This window comes from Micromonospora sp. MGP-C2, from assembly GCF_057766525.1.
This window is the reverse complement of record NZ_JBYMEN010000002.1, coordinates 51,487-72,410: the sequence shown is the minus strand read 5'-3', so window position 1 is coordinate 72,410 and position 20,924 is coordinate 51,487. Positions and strand designations below refer to the sequence as shown.

At 74.0% G+C, this 20,924-nt stretch carries 4 protein-coding genes; 1 reads left to right on the top strand and 3 read right to left on the bottom strand.

Annotation, left to right across the window (positions count from 1 at the left end):
• Window positions 1–19: 19 nt before the first annotated feature.
• Entirely contained in the window at window positions 20–16,675 is a 16,656-nt protein-coding gene (locus tag AC3CF1_RS00075) for a type I polyketide synthase (RefSeq protein WP_488449195.1), read from the bottom strand.
• Between the two features lie 235 nt (window positions 16,676–16,910).
• On the opposite strand from AC3CF1_RS00075, the gene AC3CF1_RS00070 reads away from it, so the two are divergent.
• A complete protein-coding gene (locus AC3CF1_RS00070; protein ID WP_488449194.1) occupies window positions 16,911–18,152 on the top strand; it encodes a cytochrome P450 in 1,242 nt (413 codons plus the stop codon).
• Between the two features lie 60 nt (window positions 18,153–18,212).
• Here the strand turns inward: AC3CF1_RS00070 and AC3CF1_RS00065 are convergent, their stop codons facing one another.
• Both AC3CF1_RS00065 and AC3CF1_RS00060 read right to left on the bottom strand, forming a co-directional pair.
• Window positions 18,213–20,162 carry a hypothetical protein gene (locus AC3CF1_RS00065; RefSeq protein WP_488449193.1) on the bottom strand — a complete coding sequence of 650 codons (1,950 nt, stop codon included), beginning with the start codon at window positions 20,160–20,162 and terminating at the stop codon, window positions 18,213–18,215.
• A complete protein-coding gene (locus AC3CF1_RS00060) occupies window positions 20,147–20,917 on the bottom strand; it encodes an ABC transporter ATP-binding protein (protein ID WP_210924083.1) in 771 nt (256 codons plus the stop codon). Before AC3CF1_RS00060 ends, AC3CF1_RS00065 begins: the two co-directional genes overlap by 16 nt.
• Between the last annotated feature and the right edge of the window lie 7 nt (window positions 20,918–20,924).

Below are 20,924 nucleotides of genomic sequence, written 5' to 3'. Positions count from 1 at the left end.
CCCGTTCCCGCTGCGCGGATCAAGATCTGCCGAATTCGTTCTGGATGATCTGGAGCAGTTCGTCGGCGGTCGCGTCGCCAATTTCGTCGCCGCCCGCCTCCGCCGGTTCCTCGGCGGTGGCCCAGCGGTGTGCGAGCGCCTGTAGGCGGGCCACCAGGGCCGGCCGGTCGGCGTCGTCGACCGGCGTGGCGGCGAGGGCCGCCTCAAGGTCGTCGAGCCGGCCCACCACTGTCGGCGCGGTCGGACGGTGCTCGCGCATCAGAAGCGTGTCCAGGTGCGCGGCGAGCACCGCCGGGGTCGGGTGGTCGAACACCAGGGTGGCCGGGAGGCTGAGCCCGGTGACAGTGGTGAGCCGGTTGCGCATCTCCACAGCGGTCAGGGAGTCGAAGCCGAGTTCGCGGAAGGCATGGTTCGCCTCGAAACCGCCGCCCGGGCCGAGGACCGCGGCCGTCTCGGTCCGGACCAGGTCGAGCAGCAGGTGCCCGCGTTCGGCCTCGGGCAGGTCGGTGAGCCCGTCGATCGGCCCGGCGGCCTGGACCTGCGCGACCGGTTCGGCGACCGCCGCGCGGACCTCCGGGACTCCGTCGAGCAGTGGGCTGGGACGGGCGGCGGTGAAGGCGGGGGCGAAGCGGGCCCAGTCCACGTCGGCGACCGCGACGGTGATGTCGCCGTAATCGAGGCTGCGGGCGAAGGCGTCGACAGCTGCCGACGGCACCAGCGGGGTGAGCCCGTGGCGCCGCAGGTGCTCCTCGGTGCCGGTGTCGGCGACCATGCCGCCCTCGCCCCACGGCCCCCAGGCGATCGCGCTGCCGGCCAGGCCTCTCGCGCGGCGTCGTTCGGCGAACGCGTCGAGGAAGGCGTTGCCCGCGGCGTAGGCGGCCTGTCCGCCACTGCCCCAGACCCCGGAGATGGAGGAGAAGCAGACGAACGCGTCCAGGTCACGGTCACCGAGAAGGTCGTCCAGGTGCCGGGCGCCGCCGATCTTCGCCGCCACGATGCCGGCGAGCAGCTCCGGGGGGGTCTCGGCGAGCGGGGCCGAGTCGCCGATGCCGGCGGTGTGCACCACGGCGCGCAGCGGCAACGCGTCGGCGTCGGCCCGGCGGAGCAGCTCGGCGACGTCGTCGGAGTCGGTCAGGTCGCAGGCCACCACTGTGACGCGGGCGCCGAGCGCGGTCAGCGCCGCGGTCAGGTCGGCCGCGCCGGGGGCGTCGCCACCGCGCCGGCTGGCCAGGACCAGGTGACCGGCGCCGTCCTGGGCGAGCCGGCGGGCCACGTGCCCGGCGAGCGCGCCGGTGCCGCCGGTGATCAGGACGGTGTCGCGCGGTGTCCACGGGGTGGCTGTGGTGGTTGGCAGCGGTGCGCGGACCAGGCGGCGGACGAACGTGCCGGCGTCGCGCAGGGCCACCTGGTCTTCGCCGCCGTCGGCGAGCACCCGGCAGAGCGCGGGGCCGTCGACGCGTTCGGGTAGGTCGATCAGGCCACCCCAGCGGGCGGTGTGTTCCAGGGCGGCGACCCGGCCGAGGCCCCAGACGGCGTTCTGCGCGGGGTCGGTGACCTCGGCGGTGGCGGAGACGGCACCCCGGGTGACGGCCCACAGCGGCGCGTCGAGGTGGGCGTCGCCGGCCGCCTGGATCAGGGCCAGGGTCGCGGCCAGCCCGTTGGGCACCCCGGGGTGGCCGGGCAGCTCCCGGTCGTCCAGGGCGAGCAGCGACAGGATGCCGGAGACCTCGTCGGCCGTGGCCAGTTCGGCGACGATCGCCGCGCGGTCGCGGCCGTCCAGCACCACCGGCCGGGCGTGGGCGCCGGCCTCGGTCAGGGCCTCGATGACGGTACGGGCGTACGCGTCGACCGGGCCGGGAAGAGCGACCAGCCAGGTCCCGGTCAGACGAGCGGTCCCGTGCATGGCGACCGGTTCCCACTGGGCCCGGTAGCGCCTGCGGTCGGCGGAGCCACGGGCCAGTCGGCCACGGTGCCAGTCGGCCAGGACCGGCAGCGCCGGCGCCACCTCGCCGACCCGGGCGTCGCCGAGCATCGTACCCAGCGTCTCCAGGTCGTTCTGCTCCACCGCGGACCAGAACGGGTCGTCCGACGGATCCGCGGCGGTGCCGCCGACCGGGGCCGGGGCGATCCAGAACCGGCGGCGCTGGAACGGGTAGGTGGGCAGCGGCACGGTCCCGGTGCCGGGCAGCGCTGTCGACCAGTCGATCGGCACGCCGCCGACGTGCAGGCCGGCCACCGCCTCGGCGACGGCGGTGGGTTCACTCCGATCGCCGCGCAGTGCGGCGACCAGGACGGCGTCCACCTGCTTCGCGGCGGGCAGGCAGTCCCGGGCCAGCGCGGTCAGCACCCCACCCGGGCCGACCTCGCAGTACGCGGTGACACCCCGGGCGTCCAGGGCGGTGACTCCGTCGGCGAAGCGCACCGCCTCGCGTACGTGCCGCACCCAGTAGGCGGCGTCCGGCTGGCCGATCGGCTCGCCGGTCAGGTCGGAGATCAGCGGGATGCTCGGCGGCGCGTACGTGAGCCCGGCCGCGATCCGCCCGAACTCGTCGAGCATCGGGTCCATCTGGGCGGAGTGGAATGCGTGGCTGACGGTGAGCCGCTTGGCCCGTCGCCCGTCGGCGCGCCAGCGCTCGGCGATCAGGTCGATGGTGTCCGCGTCGCCGGAGACGACCACCGAGTCGGGTCCGTTGACCGCGGCGATCGACACGTCGCCGGTGAGCAGCGGTCGGATCTCCGCCTCGGTGCCCTGCATGGCCAGCATCGCGCCGCCGGACGGGAGCGCCTGCATCAACCGGCCCCGCGCGGCGACCAGCTGCGCGGCGTCGGGCAGGGACAGCACACCGGCGACGTGGGCTGCGGCGAGTTCGCCGATGGAGTGGCCGAGCAGGTAGTCGGGGGTCACTCCGCGTGCTTCGAGGAGGCGGTACAGGGCCACTTCGAGGGCGAAGAGCGCCGGCTGGGTGAACTCGGTCCGGTCCAGCAGTGCCGCTTCGGGGGTGCCCAGGTCGGCGAACATGACGTCGAGCAGTGGGCGGTCGAGGTGCGGCTCGAAGGCGGCCCGGATCTCGTCGAGCGCGACGGCGAAGACGGGCTCGGTGGCGTACAGGTCCCGGCCCACGCCCGCGCGTTGGCTGCCCTGGCCGGTGAAGAGGAAGGCGAGCTTGCCGGTGGCGGTCGCGGCGCCACCGATCACCGACCTGTCGGGTTCGCCGGTCGCGACGGCGTGCAGGCCGTCGCGCAGGGTGGCGGCGTCGGCGGCCAGGACGACCGCCCGGTGGTCGAGGGCGGAGCGGGTGGTGGCCAGGGAACGGGCGAGGGTCACGCCGGCGCCGGCCTCGACGTGCCGGTCCACGCCGGCCGCGAGGAGTCGCTCCGCCTGCTCCCGCAGCGCCCGGTCCGACCGTCCGGACAGGACGTAGGGCAGGTGCTTCGGCGGTGCGTCCGCGTCCGGAGCGGTCACCGGCTGCGCGGCGGGTTCCGGCTGTTCGAGGATGACGTGGGCGTTGGTGCCGCTGACCCCGAACGCCGAGACGGCGGCACGACGGGCGCGTCCGGTCTCCGGCCACGGCTGCGCCGAGGTCAGCAGCCGCACCGCGCCGGCCGACCAGTCCACGTGGGGGGTCGGCTCGTCCACGTGCAGGGTCCGCGGCGCGAGGCCGTACCGCATCGCCTGGATCATCTTGATGATCCCGCCGATGCCGGCGGCCGCCTGGGCGTGCCCGATGTTCGACTTGAGCGAGCCCAGCAGCAGCGGTTGGTCGGCCGCCCGACCCTGCCCGTACGTGGCCAGCAGCGCCTGCGCCTCGATCGGGTCGCCGAGCGTGGTGCCGGTGCCGTGCGCCTCGACCACGTCGACGTCCGCTGTGGACAAACCGGCGTCGGCCAGCGCCTCGGCGATCACCCGCTGCTGCGCGGGACCGTTCGGGGCGGTCAGACCGTTGGAGGCGCCGTCCTGGTTGACCGCGCTACCGCGCAGCACCGCGAGTACGTGGTGCCCGTTGGCCAGCGCGTCCGACATCCGCTCCAGGACCACGAAGCCGGCGCCCTCGGCCCAGCCGGTGCCGTCGGCCCCGGCGGCGAACGCCTTGCACCGGCCGTCCGGGGCGAGCCCGCCCTGCCGGCTGAACTCGACGAAGACCGCCGGGCTCGACATGACCGCGACCCCGCCGGCCAGGGCAAGCGTGCACTCCCCCTGCCGCAGCGCGCGGGCCGCCCAGTGCAGGGCGACCAGCGACGACGAGCACGCCGAGTCGATGGTGACGGCCGGTCCCTCGAAGCCGAACGTGTAGGCGACGCGGCCGGACATCACGCTGGTGGCGTTGCCGGTGAGGCGGTAGCCCTCGACTCCGGGCGGTGGTGCTGCGCCCTCCCCGTACCCGAGGTGGGCGCCGCCGACGAAGACGCCGGTCCGGCGTCCGCGCTGGCCGCGTGGTGGCAGGCCGGCGTTCTCCAGTGCCTGCCAGGCGGTCTCCAGCAGGAGCCGCTGTTGCGGGTCCATGGCCAGGGCCTCGCGGCCGTTCACCCCGAACAGGTCGGCGTCGAAGTCCGCCGCGTCGTGCAGGAAGCCGCCGGAGCGGGTGTACGCGGTGCCCTGGTGGTCGGGGTCCGGGTGGTAGAGCGCGTCCAGGGCCCAGCCACGGTCGGCGGGGAAGCCGGAGACGACGTCGGCCTCGTCGGCGACCAGCCGCCACAGGTCGTCGGGCCCCTGCACCCCGCCGGGGAACCGGCAGGACATGCCGACCACGACGATCGGGTCGTCGTCGGGTGCCACGGCCAACGCCGGAACCGGTGCCGGTGCGGCGGCGGGCTGGTCGAGCAGCCGGTCGCGCAGGTAGCGGGCCACCGCGAGCGGGTTGGGGTGGTCGAAGACGAGGGTGGCGGGCGGTGCGAAGCCGACCTCGCGTCGCAGCCGGTCGCGCAGGTCCACGCCGGTGAGCGAGTCGACGCCCATCTCCCGGAACGCCTGTTCGGGGCCGACCGCGTCCGGCCCGTCGTGGCCGAGCACGGCGGCGGTGACAACCCGGACCAGGGTGAGCAGGTGATGTTCCTGTTCGGCCGGCGCCAGCGCGACCAGCGTGTCGGCCAGCGGCGTCGCGGTGTCCTCCACGGTCTGGGCGGTCAGCGCCCGCACCTGCGGCAGGTCGGCGATCAGCGGCCGGGGCCGGGCGGCGCAGAAGATGGGTGCGAAACGGGACCAGTCGACGTCGGCGACCGCCACGTAGGTCTCGTCAGCGTCCAGGGCCTGCCGCAGCGCGGCGACAGCGGTTTCCGGGTCGAGAACCGGCAGGCCACGGCGGAACAGCAGCGTTTCGGTGCCGGCGTCGACCATGCCACCGTCGCCCCACGGGCCCCAGGCGATCGAGGTGGCGGTCAGACCACGGGACCGCCGGTCGTCGGCGAGGGCGTCCAGGTAGGCGTTGGCGGCGGCGTAGCCGCTCTGCTCGCCGCTGCCCCAGAGCGCGGCGATCGAACTGAACAGCACGAACGCGTCGAGCGGGGTGTCGCCGAGCAGCCGGTCCAGGTTGGCGGCGCCGGCCACCTTGGCCGCCGCGACCGAGGCGAGCCCGGCCGGGTCGTCGTCGAGCACCCCGGCGAACCGCAGGGCGCCGGCGGTGTGGAAGACGCCGCTCAGGTCCCCGACGGTGGCGAGCAGGTCGGCGAGGGCGTCGGCGTCGGCCACGTCGCAGGCGGCGATGGTGACCCGGGCGCCGAGCGCGGTCAGTTCGGCGTGGAGTCGGTCGGCGCCCGGTGCGTCCGCGCCGGCCCGGCTGGTGAGCACCAGATGTGGGGCACCGGCGCTGGCGAGCCAGCGGGCCACGTGCGCGCCGAGCGCGCCGGTGCCGCCGGTGATCAGGATGCTGCCGCGCGGTGACCAGGGCCGTGGCGTCGCGGGCGGGGCGGCCGGTACGACGCGGCGGACGTGCACACCGGTGTGCCGGATCGCGACCTGGTCCTCGGTGCCGGTGCCGCGCACGACCGCCCAGAGTTGGGCGAGTGCCTCGGCGCCGGGGTTCTCGGGCAGGTCGGCGAGGCCGGCCCAGGTGCCGGGGAGTTCGAGGGCGGCGACCCGGCCGTACCCCCACACGGTGGCCTGGTGCGGGCTGATCCGAGCTTCGTCGCCGACCCGCACGGCGCCGCTGGTCACGGCCCAGAGCGGCGTGCCCGGCGGGAGGTCGCGGAGCAGCGCCGCCGTGCCGGTCAGCCCTCGGGGCAGGTGCGGGTGGTCCGGGTCGGTGCGCTCGTCCAGTGCGAGCAGGGACAGCACCCCGGCGACCTCGTCCGGGTGGATGGCGGGCAGGTCGCCGGCCGGCACCGCGACCACGTCGGGACCGCCCGCAGTCAGGATGTTCGCGGCCACCGGCAGGTCGAGGCTGGGGACGACGACCAGCCAGCGGCCCGGGCGGGCGGCGGTGGCCGGAACGTCGCGGACCGGCCAGTCGAGGCGGTAACGCAGGCCGGGGTCGGTGCCCTGCCGACGCCAGGCGCGCAGCGCGGGCAGGACCTCGTCGAGGGGCCGGTCGGCGGCCACGCCGAGCAGGTCCGCCAGGTCTCCACTGTCGACGGCCCGCCAGAACGGGGTGTCGGGGGTGTCGCCGGCGCTGTCGTCCTCGAACCAGTAGCGCTGCCGCTGGAAGGCGTAGGTGGGCAGGTCGACGACGCGACCACCGGTCAGGCATGGCGTCCATTCGACGGCGACGCCGCGCACGAAGACGCGGGCGAGGGCCGTCTGGAGGGCGGCGGTCTGGTCCCGGTCGGCGCGTTGCACGGGTACGAACACCGCGTCGCTGACGCACTCGGCGCCCATTCCCGAGAGGACCCCGTCGGGGCCGATCTCGACGAACGTGCTGACACCCAGGCCCTCCAGTGTGGAAATGCCGTCAGCGAACCGGACCGCCTCCCGCACGTGCCGCACCCAGTAGCCGGCGTCCTGCGCCTCCGCGACCTGCCCGGTCACGTTCGACACCACCGGGATCCGCGGCGACGAGTAGATCAACGTCTCCGCTACCTGTGCGAACTCGGCGAGCATCGGCTCCATCAGCACCGAGTGGAACGCGTGACTGACCCGCAGCCGCTTCGACTTCTTGAAGTTCGCCGCGACGGCCGCGACCTCGTCGGCGGCCCCGGACAGCACCACCGAACGAGGGCCGTTGATCGCCGCGACGGACACCCCGTCGGTCAGCAGCGGCAGCACCTCAGCCTCGGTGGCCCGAACCGCCACCATGACGCCACCGGCGGGCAGGGCCTGCATCAGGCGGCCTCGGGCCGCGACCAGCTTCGCCGCATCCGACAGGGACAGCACCCCGGCCACATGAGCGGCAGCGATCTCCCCGATCGAATGCCCGACCAGGTAGTCGGGCGTCACGCCGAACGACTCGACCAGGCGGAACAGCGCCACCTCGACGGCGAACAGGGCGGTTTGCGTGTAGACGGTCTGGTCCAGGTCGTCGCCCTCGGCGATCACCTCGCGCAACGGACGATCGAGGTGGAGGTCCAGCTCCGCGCAGGCCGCGTCGAACGCCTCGGCGAACACCGGGAACGACGCCGCCAACTCCAGGCCCATACCGGGTCGCTGTGACCCCTGGCCGGAGAAGACGAAGGCCAGACCTCCCGCACGTACGCCATCGGTGTGGATGCTCGTGTGGTCACGGCCCGCCGCCAGCTCGCGCAGCGCACCCACCGCGTCGCTTTCGCTGGTGAGCAGCACCGCGCGGTGCGCGAACGCGGCCCGGGCGGTGGCCAGGGTCCAGCCGGTGTCGCGCAGCGAGGGCGCGCCCGGCTCGGTCAGCCGGTCCGCGAGGCGGCCCGCCTGCGCGCGCAGCGCCTCGGCCGACTGCCCGCTGAGCACCAGCGGCACGACCCCGCACGGCTCACCGTCGGCGGTCGGAGAGGCGTCGGGTGGCGCTGCGGGCGCGGCCGGCGCCTCCAGGATCACGTGGGCGTTCGTGCCGCTGATGCCGAACGACGACACGGCGGCCCGGCGCGGCAGATCCGCCGGCCACGGCTGGGGCGCGTCGAGCAGTCGCAGCGGGCTGTCCGCCCAGTCGACGTGCGGGCTCGGGGTCCCGGCGTGCAGGGTGCGGGGCAGCACCTCGTGCCGCATGGCCTCGACCATCTTGATGATCCCGGCGACACCGGCGGCGGCCTGGGTGTGCCCCAGGTTCGACTTGACCGAGCCGAGCCACAACGGCCGCTGCGACGGGCGGTCCGGGCCGTAGGTCGCCCCCAACGCCTGCGCCTCGATCGGGTCGCCCAGCGGGGTGCCGGTGCCGTGCGCCTCCACCACGTCGATGTCGGCGGGCGCCAGGGCCGCGTCGGCGAGCGCGGCCCGGATCACCCGCTGCTGGGCGGGGCCGTTCGGGGCGGTGAGACCGTTCGACGCGCCGTCGGAGTTGACCGCAGTGCCACGGACCACGGCGAGGACCGGGTGGCCGTGCCGTTGCGCGTCGGAGAGACGTTCGACCAGCAGCATGCCGACGCCCTCGGCGGAGCCGAAGCCGTCGGCGTCGGCGGAGAAGGGCTTGCAGCGGCCGTCCGGGGCGAGACCACGCTGGCGGCTGAACTCCACGAACATGTGCGGGGTGGACATGATGGCGACGCCACCGGCCAGTGCCAGGTCGCACTCGCCGGCCCGCAGGGCCCGCACGGCCAGGTGCAGCGCGACCAGCGACGACGAGCAGGCGGTGTCCACGGTGACGGCCGGTCCGTCGAGGCCGAAGACGTACGCGATGCGGCCGGAAGCGACGCTCGCGGTGCTGCCGGTGAGCAGGTAGCCCTCCAGGTCGGCGGGCGCCTGCCGGACCCGCGACGCGTAGTCCTGGTAGGTGAGGCCGACGTAGACCCCGGCGTGCCGGCCGCGCAGTGTCGCGGGGTCGATGCCGGCCCGTTCGAACGCCTCCCACGAGGTCTCCAGCAGGAGCCGCTGCTGCGGGTCCATAGCCAGTGCCTCCCGCGGCGAGATGCCGAACGGGGTCGGGTCGAAGTCGGCGACGTCGTAGAGGAACCCGCCGTGCCGGGTGGTCGAGGTGCCCGGGTGATCCGGGTCGGGGTGGTAGAGGTGGGTCAGGTCCCACCCACGGTCCACGGGGAAGCCGCCGATCGCGTCACCGCCGTCGTCCAGCAGGCGCCACAGGTCGGCGGGCGAGTTGACGTTCCCGGGGTAGCGGCACGCCATCGCCACGATCGCGATGGGTTCGTCGGGTCCTCGTACCGTGGCGGGGTCGTCGGTCGGCCGGGCCGGCAGCGTGCCGGTCAGCTCGTCGTGCAGGTGCGCTGCGAGCACGGCCGGGGTGGGGTGGTCGAAGACCAGGGTGGTCGACAGGCGCAGGCCCGTGACGGTGCGAAGCCGGTTGCGCAGCTCGACACCGGCGAGCGAGTCGAACCCCAGCTCGCGGAACGGGCGGTTCGGGTCGACCGCGTCCGGGCCGGCGTGGCTGAGTACGAGCGCCGCCTGCTCGCGCACCAGGCCGATCAGGGCCCGCTCGCGGGCCGCCTCGGGCAGCGCGGCGAGCGCGGTGGCCAGGCTCTCGGCGGGACCGCCGGCGGCGATGGGGCCGGATGCGGCGACCGCGCCGGCACCGATGGCGCGCTGCACCTCCGGCAGGTCCTCGATCAGCGGGCGGCGACGCCCGGCGGTGAGCGCGAGGGCGAGCCGGTCCCAGTCGAGGTCGGCGACGGTGAGGGTGGTGGCGTCGTCGTCCAGGGCCTGTTGCAGGGCGGCGAGCGCGATCTGTGGGTCCATCGGGGTGATGCCGTGGCGCTGCATGAGGTCGCCGACCGCGGCGTCGGCGGCCATGCCGCCACCGGCCCACGGGCCCCAGGCGATCGAGGTGGCGGCCAGGCCGTCGGCGCGGCGCTGTTCCGCCAGGGCGTCGAGGTACGCGTTGCCCGGCGCGTAGTTGCCCTGCCCCGGGATGCCGATGCTCGCCGCGATCGACGAGAACAGGACGAACGCGCTGAGGTCCCGGTCCCGGGTGAGCTCGTCGAGGTGACGGGCGGCGGCGACCTTCGCGGCCAGCACCCGGTCGACCTGGTCGGTGGTGAGGGTGTCGACGGTGCCGTCGTCGAGCAGCCCGGCGGCGTGTACGACAGCGCGCACCGGGTGCTCGGCGAGCACTGCCGCGAGGGCGTCGCGGTCGCCGGCGTCGCAGGCCACCACCGAGGCGGTGGCGCCGAGTTCGGCCAGTTCGGTGACCAGGTCGGCGGCACCGGGCGCGTCCGGGCCGCGGCGGCTGAGCAGGATCAGCTGCGGCGCGCCGCGTTCGGCGAGCCAGCGGGCGACGGTGGCGCCGAGGGCACCCGTGCCGCCGGTGATGAGCACCGGCCCGTCCGGGCGCAGGCCGCCGGCCACCCGGGTCGGGCGGGGGGCGTGGCCGAGCCGGCGCAGGTAGCGGCCGTCGACCCGGATGGCCACCTGGTCCTCGTCGTCCTCCGCGGTGACCGCGGCGAGCAACCGCTCGGCGGCCCGCTCGTCGACATCGGTGGGCAGGTCGACCAGGCCGCCCCAGCGGTCGGCGTGTTCCAGGGCGACGATCCGGCCGAGACCCCAGATCAGGGCCTGCTCGGGGTCGTCGACCCGGTCCGCGGGCCCGGTGTCGACGCCACCTCGGGTGACCAGCCAGAGCGGGGCGTCGGCGCCGGCGTCACCGAGCGCCTGGGTGAGGGTCAGGGTGCGGCGAAGGCCCTCGCCGAGGGGTCCTTCCGCGAAGGCGAGCAGGGAGAGGACACCGTCGGCACGCGCCGCGAGCCGCTCGGCGAGGGTGGCCCGGTCGGCGTCGGCCGCCACGACGACCACGTTGAGGGTGAGCCCGGCGTCGCCGAGGGCGTGCAGGACGGCAGTGGTGGTGGGGTCGTAGCCGGCGACGGCAACGATCCAGTGCCCGTCGGCGGCCACCGGGGTGTCCGGCTGCGGCTTCCACTCGACGACGTAGCGCCAACCGGCGGCACCGGCGCGGATTCGCTGCTCGCGACGCCAGGCGGCCAGCACCGGCACGATCTCGTCCAGGGTGCCCGGCGCCAGGGCCAGGTCGGCGGCGAGCGCGGCGGCGTCCCCACGCTCCACCGTGGCCCAGAAGGGGTCGTTGGCCGGGTCGTCGGCGCTGCCCGGCACGGCCGGGTGATGCCAGAAGTGCTCCCGCTCGAAGGAGTAGGTGGGCAGGGCCACCAGCGAGCCGTCCGGGGTCAGGTCCGTCCAGTCGACAGCGAGCCCCCGCGCGTACGCCTCGGCCAGCGCGACCCGGAAGCGGGCCGGACCGCCGTCGTGGCGTCGCAACGTCCGCAGCACGGCGGCGTCCACTCCGGCCTGCTCGGCGGAGTCCTGCACGGCTGCGACGAGCACCGGGTGCGGGCTGGTCTCGACGAAGGCCCGGTACCCGTCGGACAGCAGCACGTCGACCGTCTCGGCGAAGCGGACCGGGCGGCGCAGGTTGGTGTACCAGTAGTCGGCGCCCAGCTCGGTGGTGTCCACCCGGGAGCCGTAGACAGTGGAGTAGAACGGGATCTCGGCGACCCTCGGCTCGACCCCGGCGAGCGCGTCCAGCAGGTCCTCGCGGATCACCTCGACGTGGGCGGAGTGCGAGGCGTAGTCGACCTTGATGCGCTTCGCCTCGATGCCGGCGGCGGCCAGCGCCGGTTCGAGGTCGTCCAGGTCGGCGGGCTCCCCGGCGACCACCACGGCGGTCGGTCCGTTGACGGCGGCCATGCTGATCCGGCCACCCCAGCGGGCCAGGATCGGCTCCACTGTGGTGGCGGACGCCTGCACCGCGACCATTCCGCCCCGCCCGGCCAGCGCGACGATGGCCTGGCTGCGGCGGGCCGCGATCCGGGCGGCGTCGTCCAGGGTGAGGGCTCCGGCGATGTGCGCGGCGGCGACCTCGCCCTGGCTGTGCCCGATCACCGCGGCCGGTCGGACGCCTGCGGCCTGCCAGAGCCGGGCCAGGGAGACCATCACCGCCCACAGCGCGGGCTGGACCACGTCGACCCGGTCCAGCGACGGCGCGTCGTCGTCGCCGCGCAGCGCGGCGAGCAGATCCCAACCGGTGTACGGGCGCAGCGCCTCCCCGCAGGCCGCCAGGTGGTCACGGAACACCGGCTCGGCCTCGGCCAGTTCGACCGCCATGCCCAGCCACTGGGAGCCCTGTCCCGGAAACACGAACGCGATCCGGCCCGGCTCGGCCGGGTGTGCGGTGACGACGTTCCCCGCCGACCGGTCGTCGGCCAGGGCGGCCAGACCGTCGCGCAGGTCGTCCGGGCCCTCGGCGAGGACGACCGCGCGGTGCGCGAACCGGGTCCGGGTGACGTTCAGGGTGTACGCGATGTCGGCGAGGTGGGTGTCGTTCTCCCCGATCCGGTCGCGCAGGCGGGCGGCCTGCCGTCGCAGGGCCTGCGGGGTACGCGCGGACATCAGCACCGGCACGGTTCGCCGCACGTCGGGGCGGGCCGGGGCGGCGGCTTGGGGTGCCTCTTCGAGCACCAGGGTGGCGACCGGTGCCTCTTCGAGCACCAGGTGGGCGTTCGTGCCGCTGATGCCGAAGGAGGAGACGCCGGCCCGGCGGGGCTGCTCGGAGCGCCGCCAGTCGCGGGGTTCGGTGAGCAGTTGGACGGTGCCGGCGGACCAGTCGACGTGCGGTGACGGCTCGTCGGCGTGCAGGGTGCGGGGCAGCACCTCGGCCCGCAGCGCGAGGATCATCTTGATCACGCCACCGACACCGGCGGCGGCCTGGGTGTGGCCGATGTTGGACTTGAGCGAGCCCAGCCACAGCGGGGCGTTCCCGTGCCGGTCGGCGCCGTAGGTCGCGATCAGCGCCTGCGCCTCGATCGGGTCGCCGAGGGTGGTGCCGGTGCCGTGCGCCTCGACCACGTCGACGTCGGCGGGGGTGAGCCCGGCGTCGGCGAGGGCGGCCCGGATGACCCGCTGCTGGGCGGGGCCGCTCGGGGCGGAGAGGCCGTTGGACGCGCCGTCCTGGTTGATCGCGCTGCCGCGGATCACGGCGAGGATGTGGTGGCCGTTCGCCTGCGCGTCGCTGAGCCGTTCCAGGACCAGCACCCCGACGCCCTCGCCCCAGCCGGTGCCGTCGGCGCCCGCGCCGAAGGCCTTGCACCGGCCGTCGCCGGCGAGACCCCGCTGGCGGCTGAACTCGACGAACATACCGGGGCCCGCCATCACCGTGGCACCGCCGGCCAGGGCCAGTTCGCACTCACCCCGGCGCAGCGACTGGGCGGCCAGGTGCAGGGCGACCAGCGACGACGAGCAGGCGGTGTCGACGGTCAGCGCCGGCCCTTCGAGGCCGAGCACGTACGAGATGCGGCCGGACGCGACACTCATCGTGCTGCCGGTCAGCACATAGCCGTCGAGGCCGTCGGCGGGTTCGGCGAGGCGTGCCCCGTACTCGTGGGAGGTGGCGCCCACGAAGACGCCGGTGCGGCTGCCGCGCAGCGCGCCCGGCACGATGCCGGCCCGCTCAACCGCCTCCCAGGAGGCCTGCAACAGCAGTCGCTGCTGCGGGTCCATGGCCAGCGCCTCGCGCGGCGAGATGCCGAAGAAGCCCGGGTCGAACTCGGCGGCGTCGTGCAGGAATCCGCCGGAGCGGGTGTAGCTGGTGCCCGGGTGACCGGGGTTCGGGTGGTAGAGGGCGGTCAGGTCCCAGCCCCGGTCGGTGGGGAAGCCGGTGATGGCGTCACCACCGCCGGACACCAGGTGCCAGAGCTCGTCCGGCTCGGTGATGCCACCGGGGTAACGGCAGGCCATGGCGACGACCGCGATCGGCTCGTCGGCGTCGGCCCGCCCCGGTTGCCCGGGCTGCTCGACGACCGAGGGCCGGGGACCGTCCGACGCGGTGTGCAGCCACCGGGCGAGCGTCACCGGGTCGGGGCTGTCGTAGAGCAGCGTTGCCGGCAGCGCCAGGTCGAGGGCGGTGCCGAGCCGGTCGCGCAGTTCGACGGCGGTCAGCGAGTCGAACCCGAGCTGCTTGAAGGAGTGGGTGGGGTCGAGGGTGAACGGGTCCGGGTGGCCGAGGACGGCGGCGGCCTGCGTGCGTACCAGATCGAGGAGCTCGTCCTCGGTGCGCGCGGCGCTGGGCGCTGCCGGTGCCACGGCGGCGTCGGCGGACAGCCAGTAGGACTCCCGCTGGAAGGCGTACGTGGGCAGCGGGACGCGGATCCCGCCGGTCAGCGACGGCGTCCAGTCGACGGGGACGCCGCGGCCGTGCAGCTGGGCCAGGGCGGCGACGAAGGTCTCCGCCTGCGGGCGGTCCGGGCGCTGGGCCGGGACGAACGCACCGGCCGGGACGCAGTGGGCGCCCATCGCGCTGAGGACACCGTCCGGGCCGATCTCGGCGAACGTGGTGACGCCTTCGCCTTCGAGGGTGGCGAGGCCGTCGGCGAACCGGACCGCCTCCCGGACGTGCCGCACCCAGTAGGCCGCGTCCTGCGTCTCGGCGATCCGACCCGTCACGTTGGAGATGACGGGAATGATCGGTGACGAATAGGTCAGCGTCTCCGCAACCGCGGCGAATTCCGCCAGCATCGGCTCCATCAGCGCCGAATGGAACGCGTGACTGACCCGCAACTGCTTGGTCTTCTCGAACTCTGACGCGACCGCCGCGACCGGGTCCGCGGAACCGGACAGCACCACGGACCGGGGGCCGTTGACCGCCGCGATGTCGACGCCCTCGGTGAGGTGTGGCACCACGTCGGCCTCGCACGCCTGCACCGCGACCATCACGCCGCCGGCCGGCAGCTCCTGCATCAGCCGGCCGCGGGCGGTGACCAGCTTCGCCGCGTCGGGCAGGGACAGCACCCCGGCGACATGCGCGGCGGCGATCTCCCCGATCGAGTGCCCGACCAGGTAGTCCGGGGTGACCCCGAACGACTCGACCAGCCGGAACAATGCCACCTCGAAGGCGAACAGGGCGGCCTGGGTGTAGACGGTCCGGTCCAGCTCCGTCCCCTCCGCGATGACCTCGCGCAGCGGGCGGTCCAGGTGCACGTCGAGTGCGGCGCAGGTGTCGTCGAGGGCCTCCGCGAACACCGGGTAGGTGTCCGCGAGGTCGAGGCCCATCCCGGCCCGCTGTGAGCCCTGACCGGCGAACAGGAACGCCACCGGGCCGTCGCCGGCCCGCTGCACCGGCGACTCACCGTCGGCCAGTGCGGTCAGTCGCTCCTTCAGGGTGGCCAGGTCCGCGCCGACCACGGCCGCCCGGTGGTCGAAGCCGCTCCGGTGCCGGGCCAGCGAGTACGCCACGTCCACCAGCCGCGCGTCCTGCGCGAGCGTGTCACGCACCTGAGCGGCCTGCGCCCGCACGGCGGCCGGGGTACGCCCCGACAGAAGCCACGCCACCGGCCCACCGGAAGCAGGGCCAGCCACCGGTCCGGCCACGGACGGCCAGGCCGGCGCCGAGGACAGCACGACATGGCAGTTCGTGCCGCCCATGCCGAACGAACTCACCCCCGCGACCAGGGGCCGGTCCGTCTCCGGCCACGCCCCGTGGGTCGTACGCACCCGCAACCGCAGCTCGTCGAATTGGATCTGCGGGTTCGGCGTGGCGAAGTTCAGGCTCGGTGGCAGCTCCCGGTGATGCAGCGCCAGGACGGTCTTGAGCAGCCCGACCACACCCGCCGCACCCTCCAGGTGCCCGACGTTCGTCTTCGCCGACCCGACCAGCAACGGCTGCCGCCGCCCGGACGCCATCCCGAGGACCGCACCGAGCGCGTCGGCCTCCACCGGGTCACCGACCCGGGTGCCGGTGCCGTGCAGCTCCACGTACTGGACCACGGACGGGTCCACCCCGGCCTGCCGGTACGCCTCGCGCAGCACGTCGGTCTGGCCGTCGCTGGTGGGTGTGGTGAGGCTGTCGCCGCCACCGTCGTTGTTGACCGCGCTGCCACGGACCACGCCGTAGATCTGGTCGCCGTCGGTGAGCGCGTCGGTGAGCAGCTTGAGGGTGAGCACCACACCGCCCTCGCCGCGGACGTAACCGTTGGCCCGGGCGTCGAAGGTGTAGCAGCGCCCGTCGGGCGACAGGCCACCGAACGCGGCGGCGGTGAGGGTGCTCTCCGGGACCAGGTTGAGGCTGACGCCGCCGGCCAGGGCGACCTTGCAACGGCCGTCGCGCAGGCTCTCCGCGGCCAGGTGGACGGCGACCAGCGAGGAGGCCTGGGCCGCGTCCACGGTGAGGCTGGGGCCGCGCAGCCCGAGCACGTAGGACAGTCGGTTGGCGATGATGCCCCGGTTGGTGCCGGTCAGGGTCCACGGGGTGATGCCGTCGGTGCCGAGGCCGCGCAACAGGGTGGCGTAGTCGTCCCCGATCGCGCCGACGAAGACGCCGGCCCGCGTGCCGGCGAGGGCGTCCGGGACGATGCCCGCGTCCTCCAGGGCCTCCCAGCCGAGCTCCAGCATGAGGCGCTGCTGGGGGTCCATGGTGGCCGCCTCGCGCGGGGCGATGCCGAAGAAGCCCGGGTCGAAGCCGTCGACGCGGTCCAGGAAGCCGCCGCGTGGGCGATCTCCCGCGCTCTCCCAGCGGTGCGCCGGTGCTTTGGTGACCGCGTCGCGGCCGTCCGCCAGCAGGCGCCAGAAAGCGCCAGGATCGTCCGCGCCGGGCAATCGGCACGCGATACCCACAATGGCGACGCCGTCAAATTCCGCATTTCCATCGGTGAATGCTGATTCGCTCTTCATGACGATCCGCGGCCCCCACTCGTCCACACGACCCGATGGCGCGTTCGGTTCGGACGGTAATGAGCGTCAGAGGAGGCCGGACACCCCTAAGCGATCGAGTGCACCCCGGGGGAAGGCCGTTCGGACGGGACCCCTACTCCCCTGGATCGACCCCCGATCCGGATCGGGGCGCATTTCCTGACGGCCCGTTCAACCTAACGTGGAGACAATGTCCATGCGGAAATGAGTGGTGACGATGACCAGTGCGACGCAACAGCCCGCCCCGGCCGGATCGGGCACCGGGGAGCCGGCTCCGCTGCCCCGACAGCGCGGCAAGTGTCCGTTCTCCCCACCCGACGAACTCCTCCAGCGCGCCGAGGAACACCCGGTCAGTCCGCTGATCATGGCCGACGGTTCGGTCGGCTGGCTGGTCACCCGGGCCGAGGACGTCCGCGCGGTGCTCGCCGACAACCGGTTCAGCGCGGACATCCTCAAGGCGTCCAACCCGATCCAGGTGATACCGGAGGAGGCCAAGCTGCTTCCGCCGGACCCGGCGTTCTTCATCCACGTCGACCCGCCGCACCACACGCGCTACCGCAAGATGCTGATGGGCCAGTTCACGATGCGCCGGGTCCGCGCCCTGGAGCCGCGGATCGCGGAGATCGTGACCGAGCGCCTCGACGCGATCGAGGCCGCCGGCGCGCCTGCCGACCTGGTCCGGGACTTCGCCCTGCCGATCCCCTCGCTGGTCATCTGCGAGCTGCTCGGCGTCCCCTACGCCGAGCGCGCCCAGTTCCAGACGCTGACCGCGGCGATGCTGCGCACCGACGCCACCCCGATGGAGATCGGGATGTCCGCCTGGAACCTGCGCCAGTATCTGGCCGCCCTGGTCGCCACCAAACACGACGAGCCGGACGGCGCCCTGATCTCCGGCCTGATCCACGACTCGGACGACGACCCGCTCACCGACGAGGAGCTGACCAGCATCGCCATGCTGCTGCTCGTCGGCGGCCACGAGACCACCGCCAACCAGCTCAGCCTCGGCGTGTTCGCGCTGCTCAGCAACCCCGAGCAGCTGGCCGTCCTGCGCGCCGACCTGGACCGGGTCCCGGACGCCGTCGAGGAGCTGCTCCGCTATCTACCGACCTTCCAGTTCGGCGTGACCCGCCTCGCCACCGAGGACGTGCCGGTGGGCGGGCAGCTCATCCGCGCCGGCGAGAGCGTCAGCCTCTCGCTGTCCGCCGCCAACCGCGACCCGTCCCGCTATGCCGATCCCGGCGTCCTCGACGTGACCCGGACCGGCAACCAGCACCTCGCCTTCGGCCACGGCGTGCACCTCTGCATCGGCCAGCAACTCGCCCGCGCGGAACTCAGGATCGCCCTGCGGGCCCTGTTCACCCGCTTCCCCGGCCTGCGCCTGCACGGGGCGATCGAGGACGTTCCGCTGCGCTCCGAGTCCCTGATCTACGGCGTACGCGAGCTGCCCATCGCCTGGTGACGCTCCAGGCACGCGAAAGGGGCTCGGCCACCACGGTGGCCGAGCCCCTTTTCCGTCCGGTCAGTGGTTCAGCTCGTCCACCTTCTCGGGTTGGCGAGTCACCACCGGAGCGTGGCCGGCCCGGTCCACCGTGGCCTGGCGGCTCTCCGCACGGGCCACCCGCAGCTGGTGGAAGCCGACGGCGATGAGACCCAGGCCGAGCACGACCATGACGCCGACGACCGGCCAGTGCAGCGCCTCGGGGACGAGGCGGGCCACGAACCAGGAGTCGCGGTCGGGGTCGCTGTATTTCAGGAAGGCCGGAACGACGCCCTGGGCGACCAGCGGGACCCAGCAGACGGTGAAGCACACGTAGATGACGGCGCGGCGGGCCGGCGACGCCTTGTCGATGCCGAGGCGGCTCTCGCCGAGATCCACCCCGCCGAGGGAGGCGGTGATCTGGTCCCAGTCGACGTCGCCGCTGAGGTTGCTCTTGCGGGAGGTGGAGGCCCGCATGGTGGCGAGCAGGTCGGGGCCGGTCGCTTCCAGGTGCTTGGCGGCCAGATCGCCGAGCAGCCAGGCCAGCAGGATGCCAGTGACCAGGCCGACCCCGGCGCCCGCCCACTCCGGGCCGTAACGGACGGTGAGATAGGCGGGGGCCGCGGTGGCGGCGACCAGCACCAGCATGAGCAGCACCTGGGTGAAGTCGGTGCCGTTCTCCAGGAGGTTGCCGCTGCGCTTGTGCGGGTCGGTCATCGGCACCGGGCGCAGCACCGAGATCAGCACGATGACGCCGGCGCCGCCGCCGATGAGGGCCGGCACCAGGGCGGCCAGCCACGGCCAGGCCCACGTCTGCCCACTGAGCACTGTCGGCACGACGCTGAGGACCACGACCGCCGGGGCGGTCAGCAGCAGCCAGGCGAGCTGACGACCGCGGACGTCCTTGCGGGCGGCCCCGGGGGTGAGCACGGTCTGCCAGATCACCGTGCCGTCCTCGCCGTACAGGTTGGCGGAGATGGCGGCGGCCCAGATGCCGAACGCGACACCGATGAACGGCACGAAGATCGGCAGGTCGACCAGGAGCGGCAGCAGGCAGAACGCCAGCGCGTAGACCAGGGAGAAGACCAGGTAGTGAAAGCGCATCAGGTCCCGGGACGCGGTGCGCAGCTCACGACCGACGACGGCTCGCACGCCGCCACCGCGGATCTGCTGCGCGGCGGTGCGGCCACGGGCCGGGCGGCCGCTTGCGCCCCGGTGGCTGAGCCGGCGGACCAGCAGCGCGGACCAACCGAGCATGGCCAGCACGCTGAGTACGGCGAGACCGGCCGGCGCGGCGAGGGCGAGCAGCCAGTCACCACGGCCGGCGGCCTCCACCGCGACGATGCCCCAGCCGGACGGCAGGCGGCGCACCCAGTCCGCCAGGTTCTCCGGGAAACCGGCGGTGAGGGCGTGCTGGATGGTGGGTTTGAGCACCCACCCGGTGTGCGTGAGCGCCAGGATGCCGCCGCTGATCACGGCGGCCAGGACCGCACCGATCTTGGCGCGCATCAGCGTGCTGAGCGCGGCGGTGACGAACCGGGAGGCGAGCACCACGAACAGCAGTTGGAGGAAGACCACCGGCACCGCGATCAGGGCGGCGGCACCACCGACCGGGAGAGCGACGACGATCAGCGCGGTGAAGGCCACCAGGCTGACCACCGGGGCGACGCCGACGAACGCGACGGCGAGCAGACCGGTGGCGAGCCGGCGCGGCGGGATCGGCAGCAGGGCCAGGTGCTCCGGGCGCAGCGTCTCGTCGCCCCCACCGAACAGCACCGGGCCGAACAGCCAGCCGATCATCCAGATGGCGAACGCCGCGCCGACCAGGTCCAGCGGCAGGCCGTCGACCGGCCAGTCGTGCAGGGCCAGCCAGATCGTGCCGCCGGCGAGGACCAGGCCCAGCACGCCGCCACCGATCATGTCGGCGGCACGCTGCCCGGTCATCGAGTGCCGCAGAACGGCCAGCTTCATCCGGATCAGGATGCCAACCATGACAGCTCCCCCGCGCTCACCGGCTGGCCGCCGACCAGGTCGACGAACCGGTTCTCCAGGGAGCTGCCGCCGCGGACCTCGTCGAGCGGGCCGGAGGCGACCACCCGGCCGTCGGTGACGACCGCGACGTGGTCGCAGAGCTGCTCGACGACCGGCATGACGTGACTGGAGAAGACCACCGAGCCGCCGGCGGCGACGAAGCGCTGGAGGATCACCTTGATCGTCGCCGCCGAGACGGGGTCGACGGCCTCCAGGGGCTCGTCGAGCACCAGCAGCTTCGGTGCGTGCAGCAGGGCCGTGGCCAGGCCGATCTTCTTGCGCATGCCGGTCGAGTATTCGAGGACCAGGGTGCTGTCGGCCCGGTCGAGTTCGAGGACCTCCAGCAGCTCCTGGCTGCGCTTGGCGACCGCCTCGGGCTCCATGCCCCGCAGCAGACCCAGGTAGCTGAGCACCTCCCGGCCGGTGAGCCGCTCGGGCATGCCGAGGCCGTCGGGCAGGACGCCGATCAGTTCCTTGGCCCGGACCGGGTCGGCCCAGACGTCCACGCCGAAGATCTCGGCGCGACCGCTGTCGGGGCGCAGCAGCCCGACCGCCATGGACAGCGATGTGGTCTTGCCGGCCCCGTTGGGACCGACCAGCCCGAAGAACGAGCCGCCCGGAACCTCCAGATCGACGTGATCGACGGCACGCTTGTCACCGAATGCCTTGGACAGCCCGATGAGCCGCAGAGCCGGCGTGGGTGTCGGGGTTGTCACTGGTACC

Coding starts and splice junctions, on each gene's coding strand:
- AC3CF1_RS00075 (WP_488449195.1), bottom strand. CDS start 16,675: ATGAAGAGCGAATCAGCATTCACCGATGGAAATGCGGAATTTGACGGC.
- AC3CF1_RS00070 (WP_488449194.1), top strand. CDS start 16,911: ATGACCAGTGCGACGCAACAGCCCGCCCCGGCCGGATCGGGCACCGGG.
- AC3CF1_RS00065 (WP_488449193.1), bottom strand. CDS start 20,162: ATGGTTGGCATCCTGATCCGGATGAAGCTGGCCGTTCTGCGGCACTCG.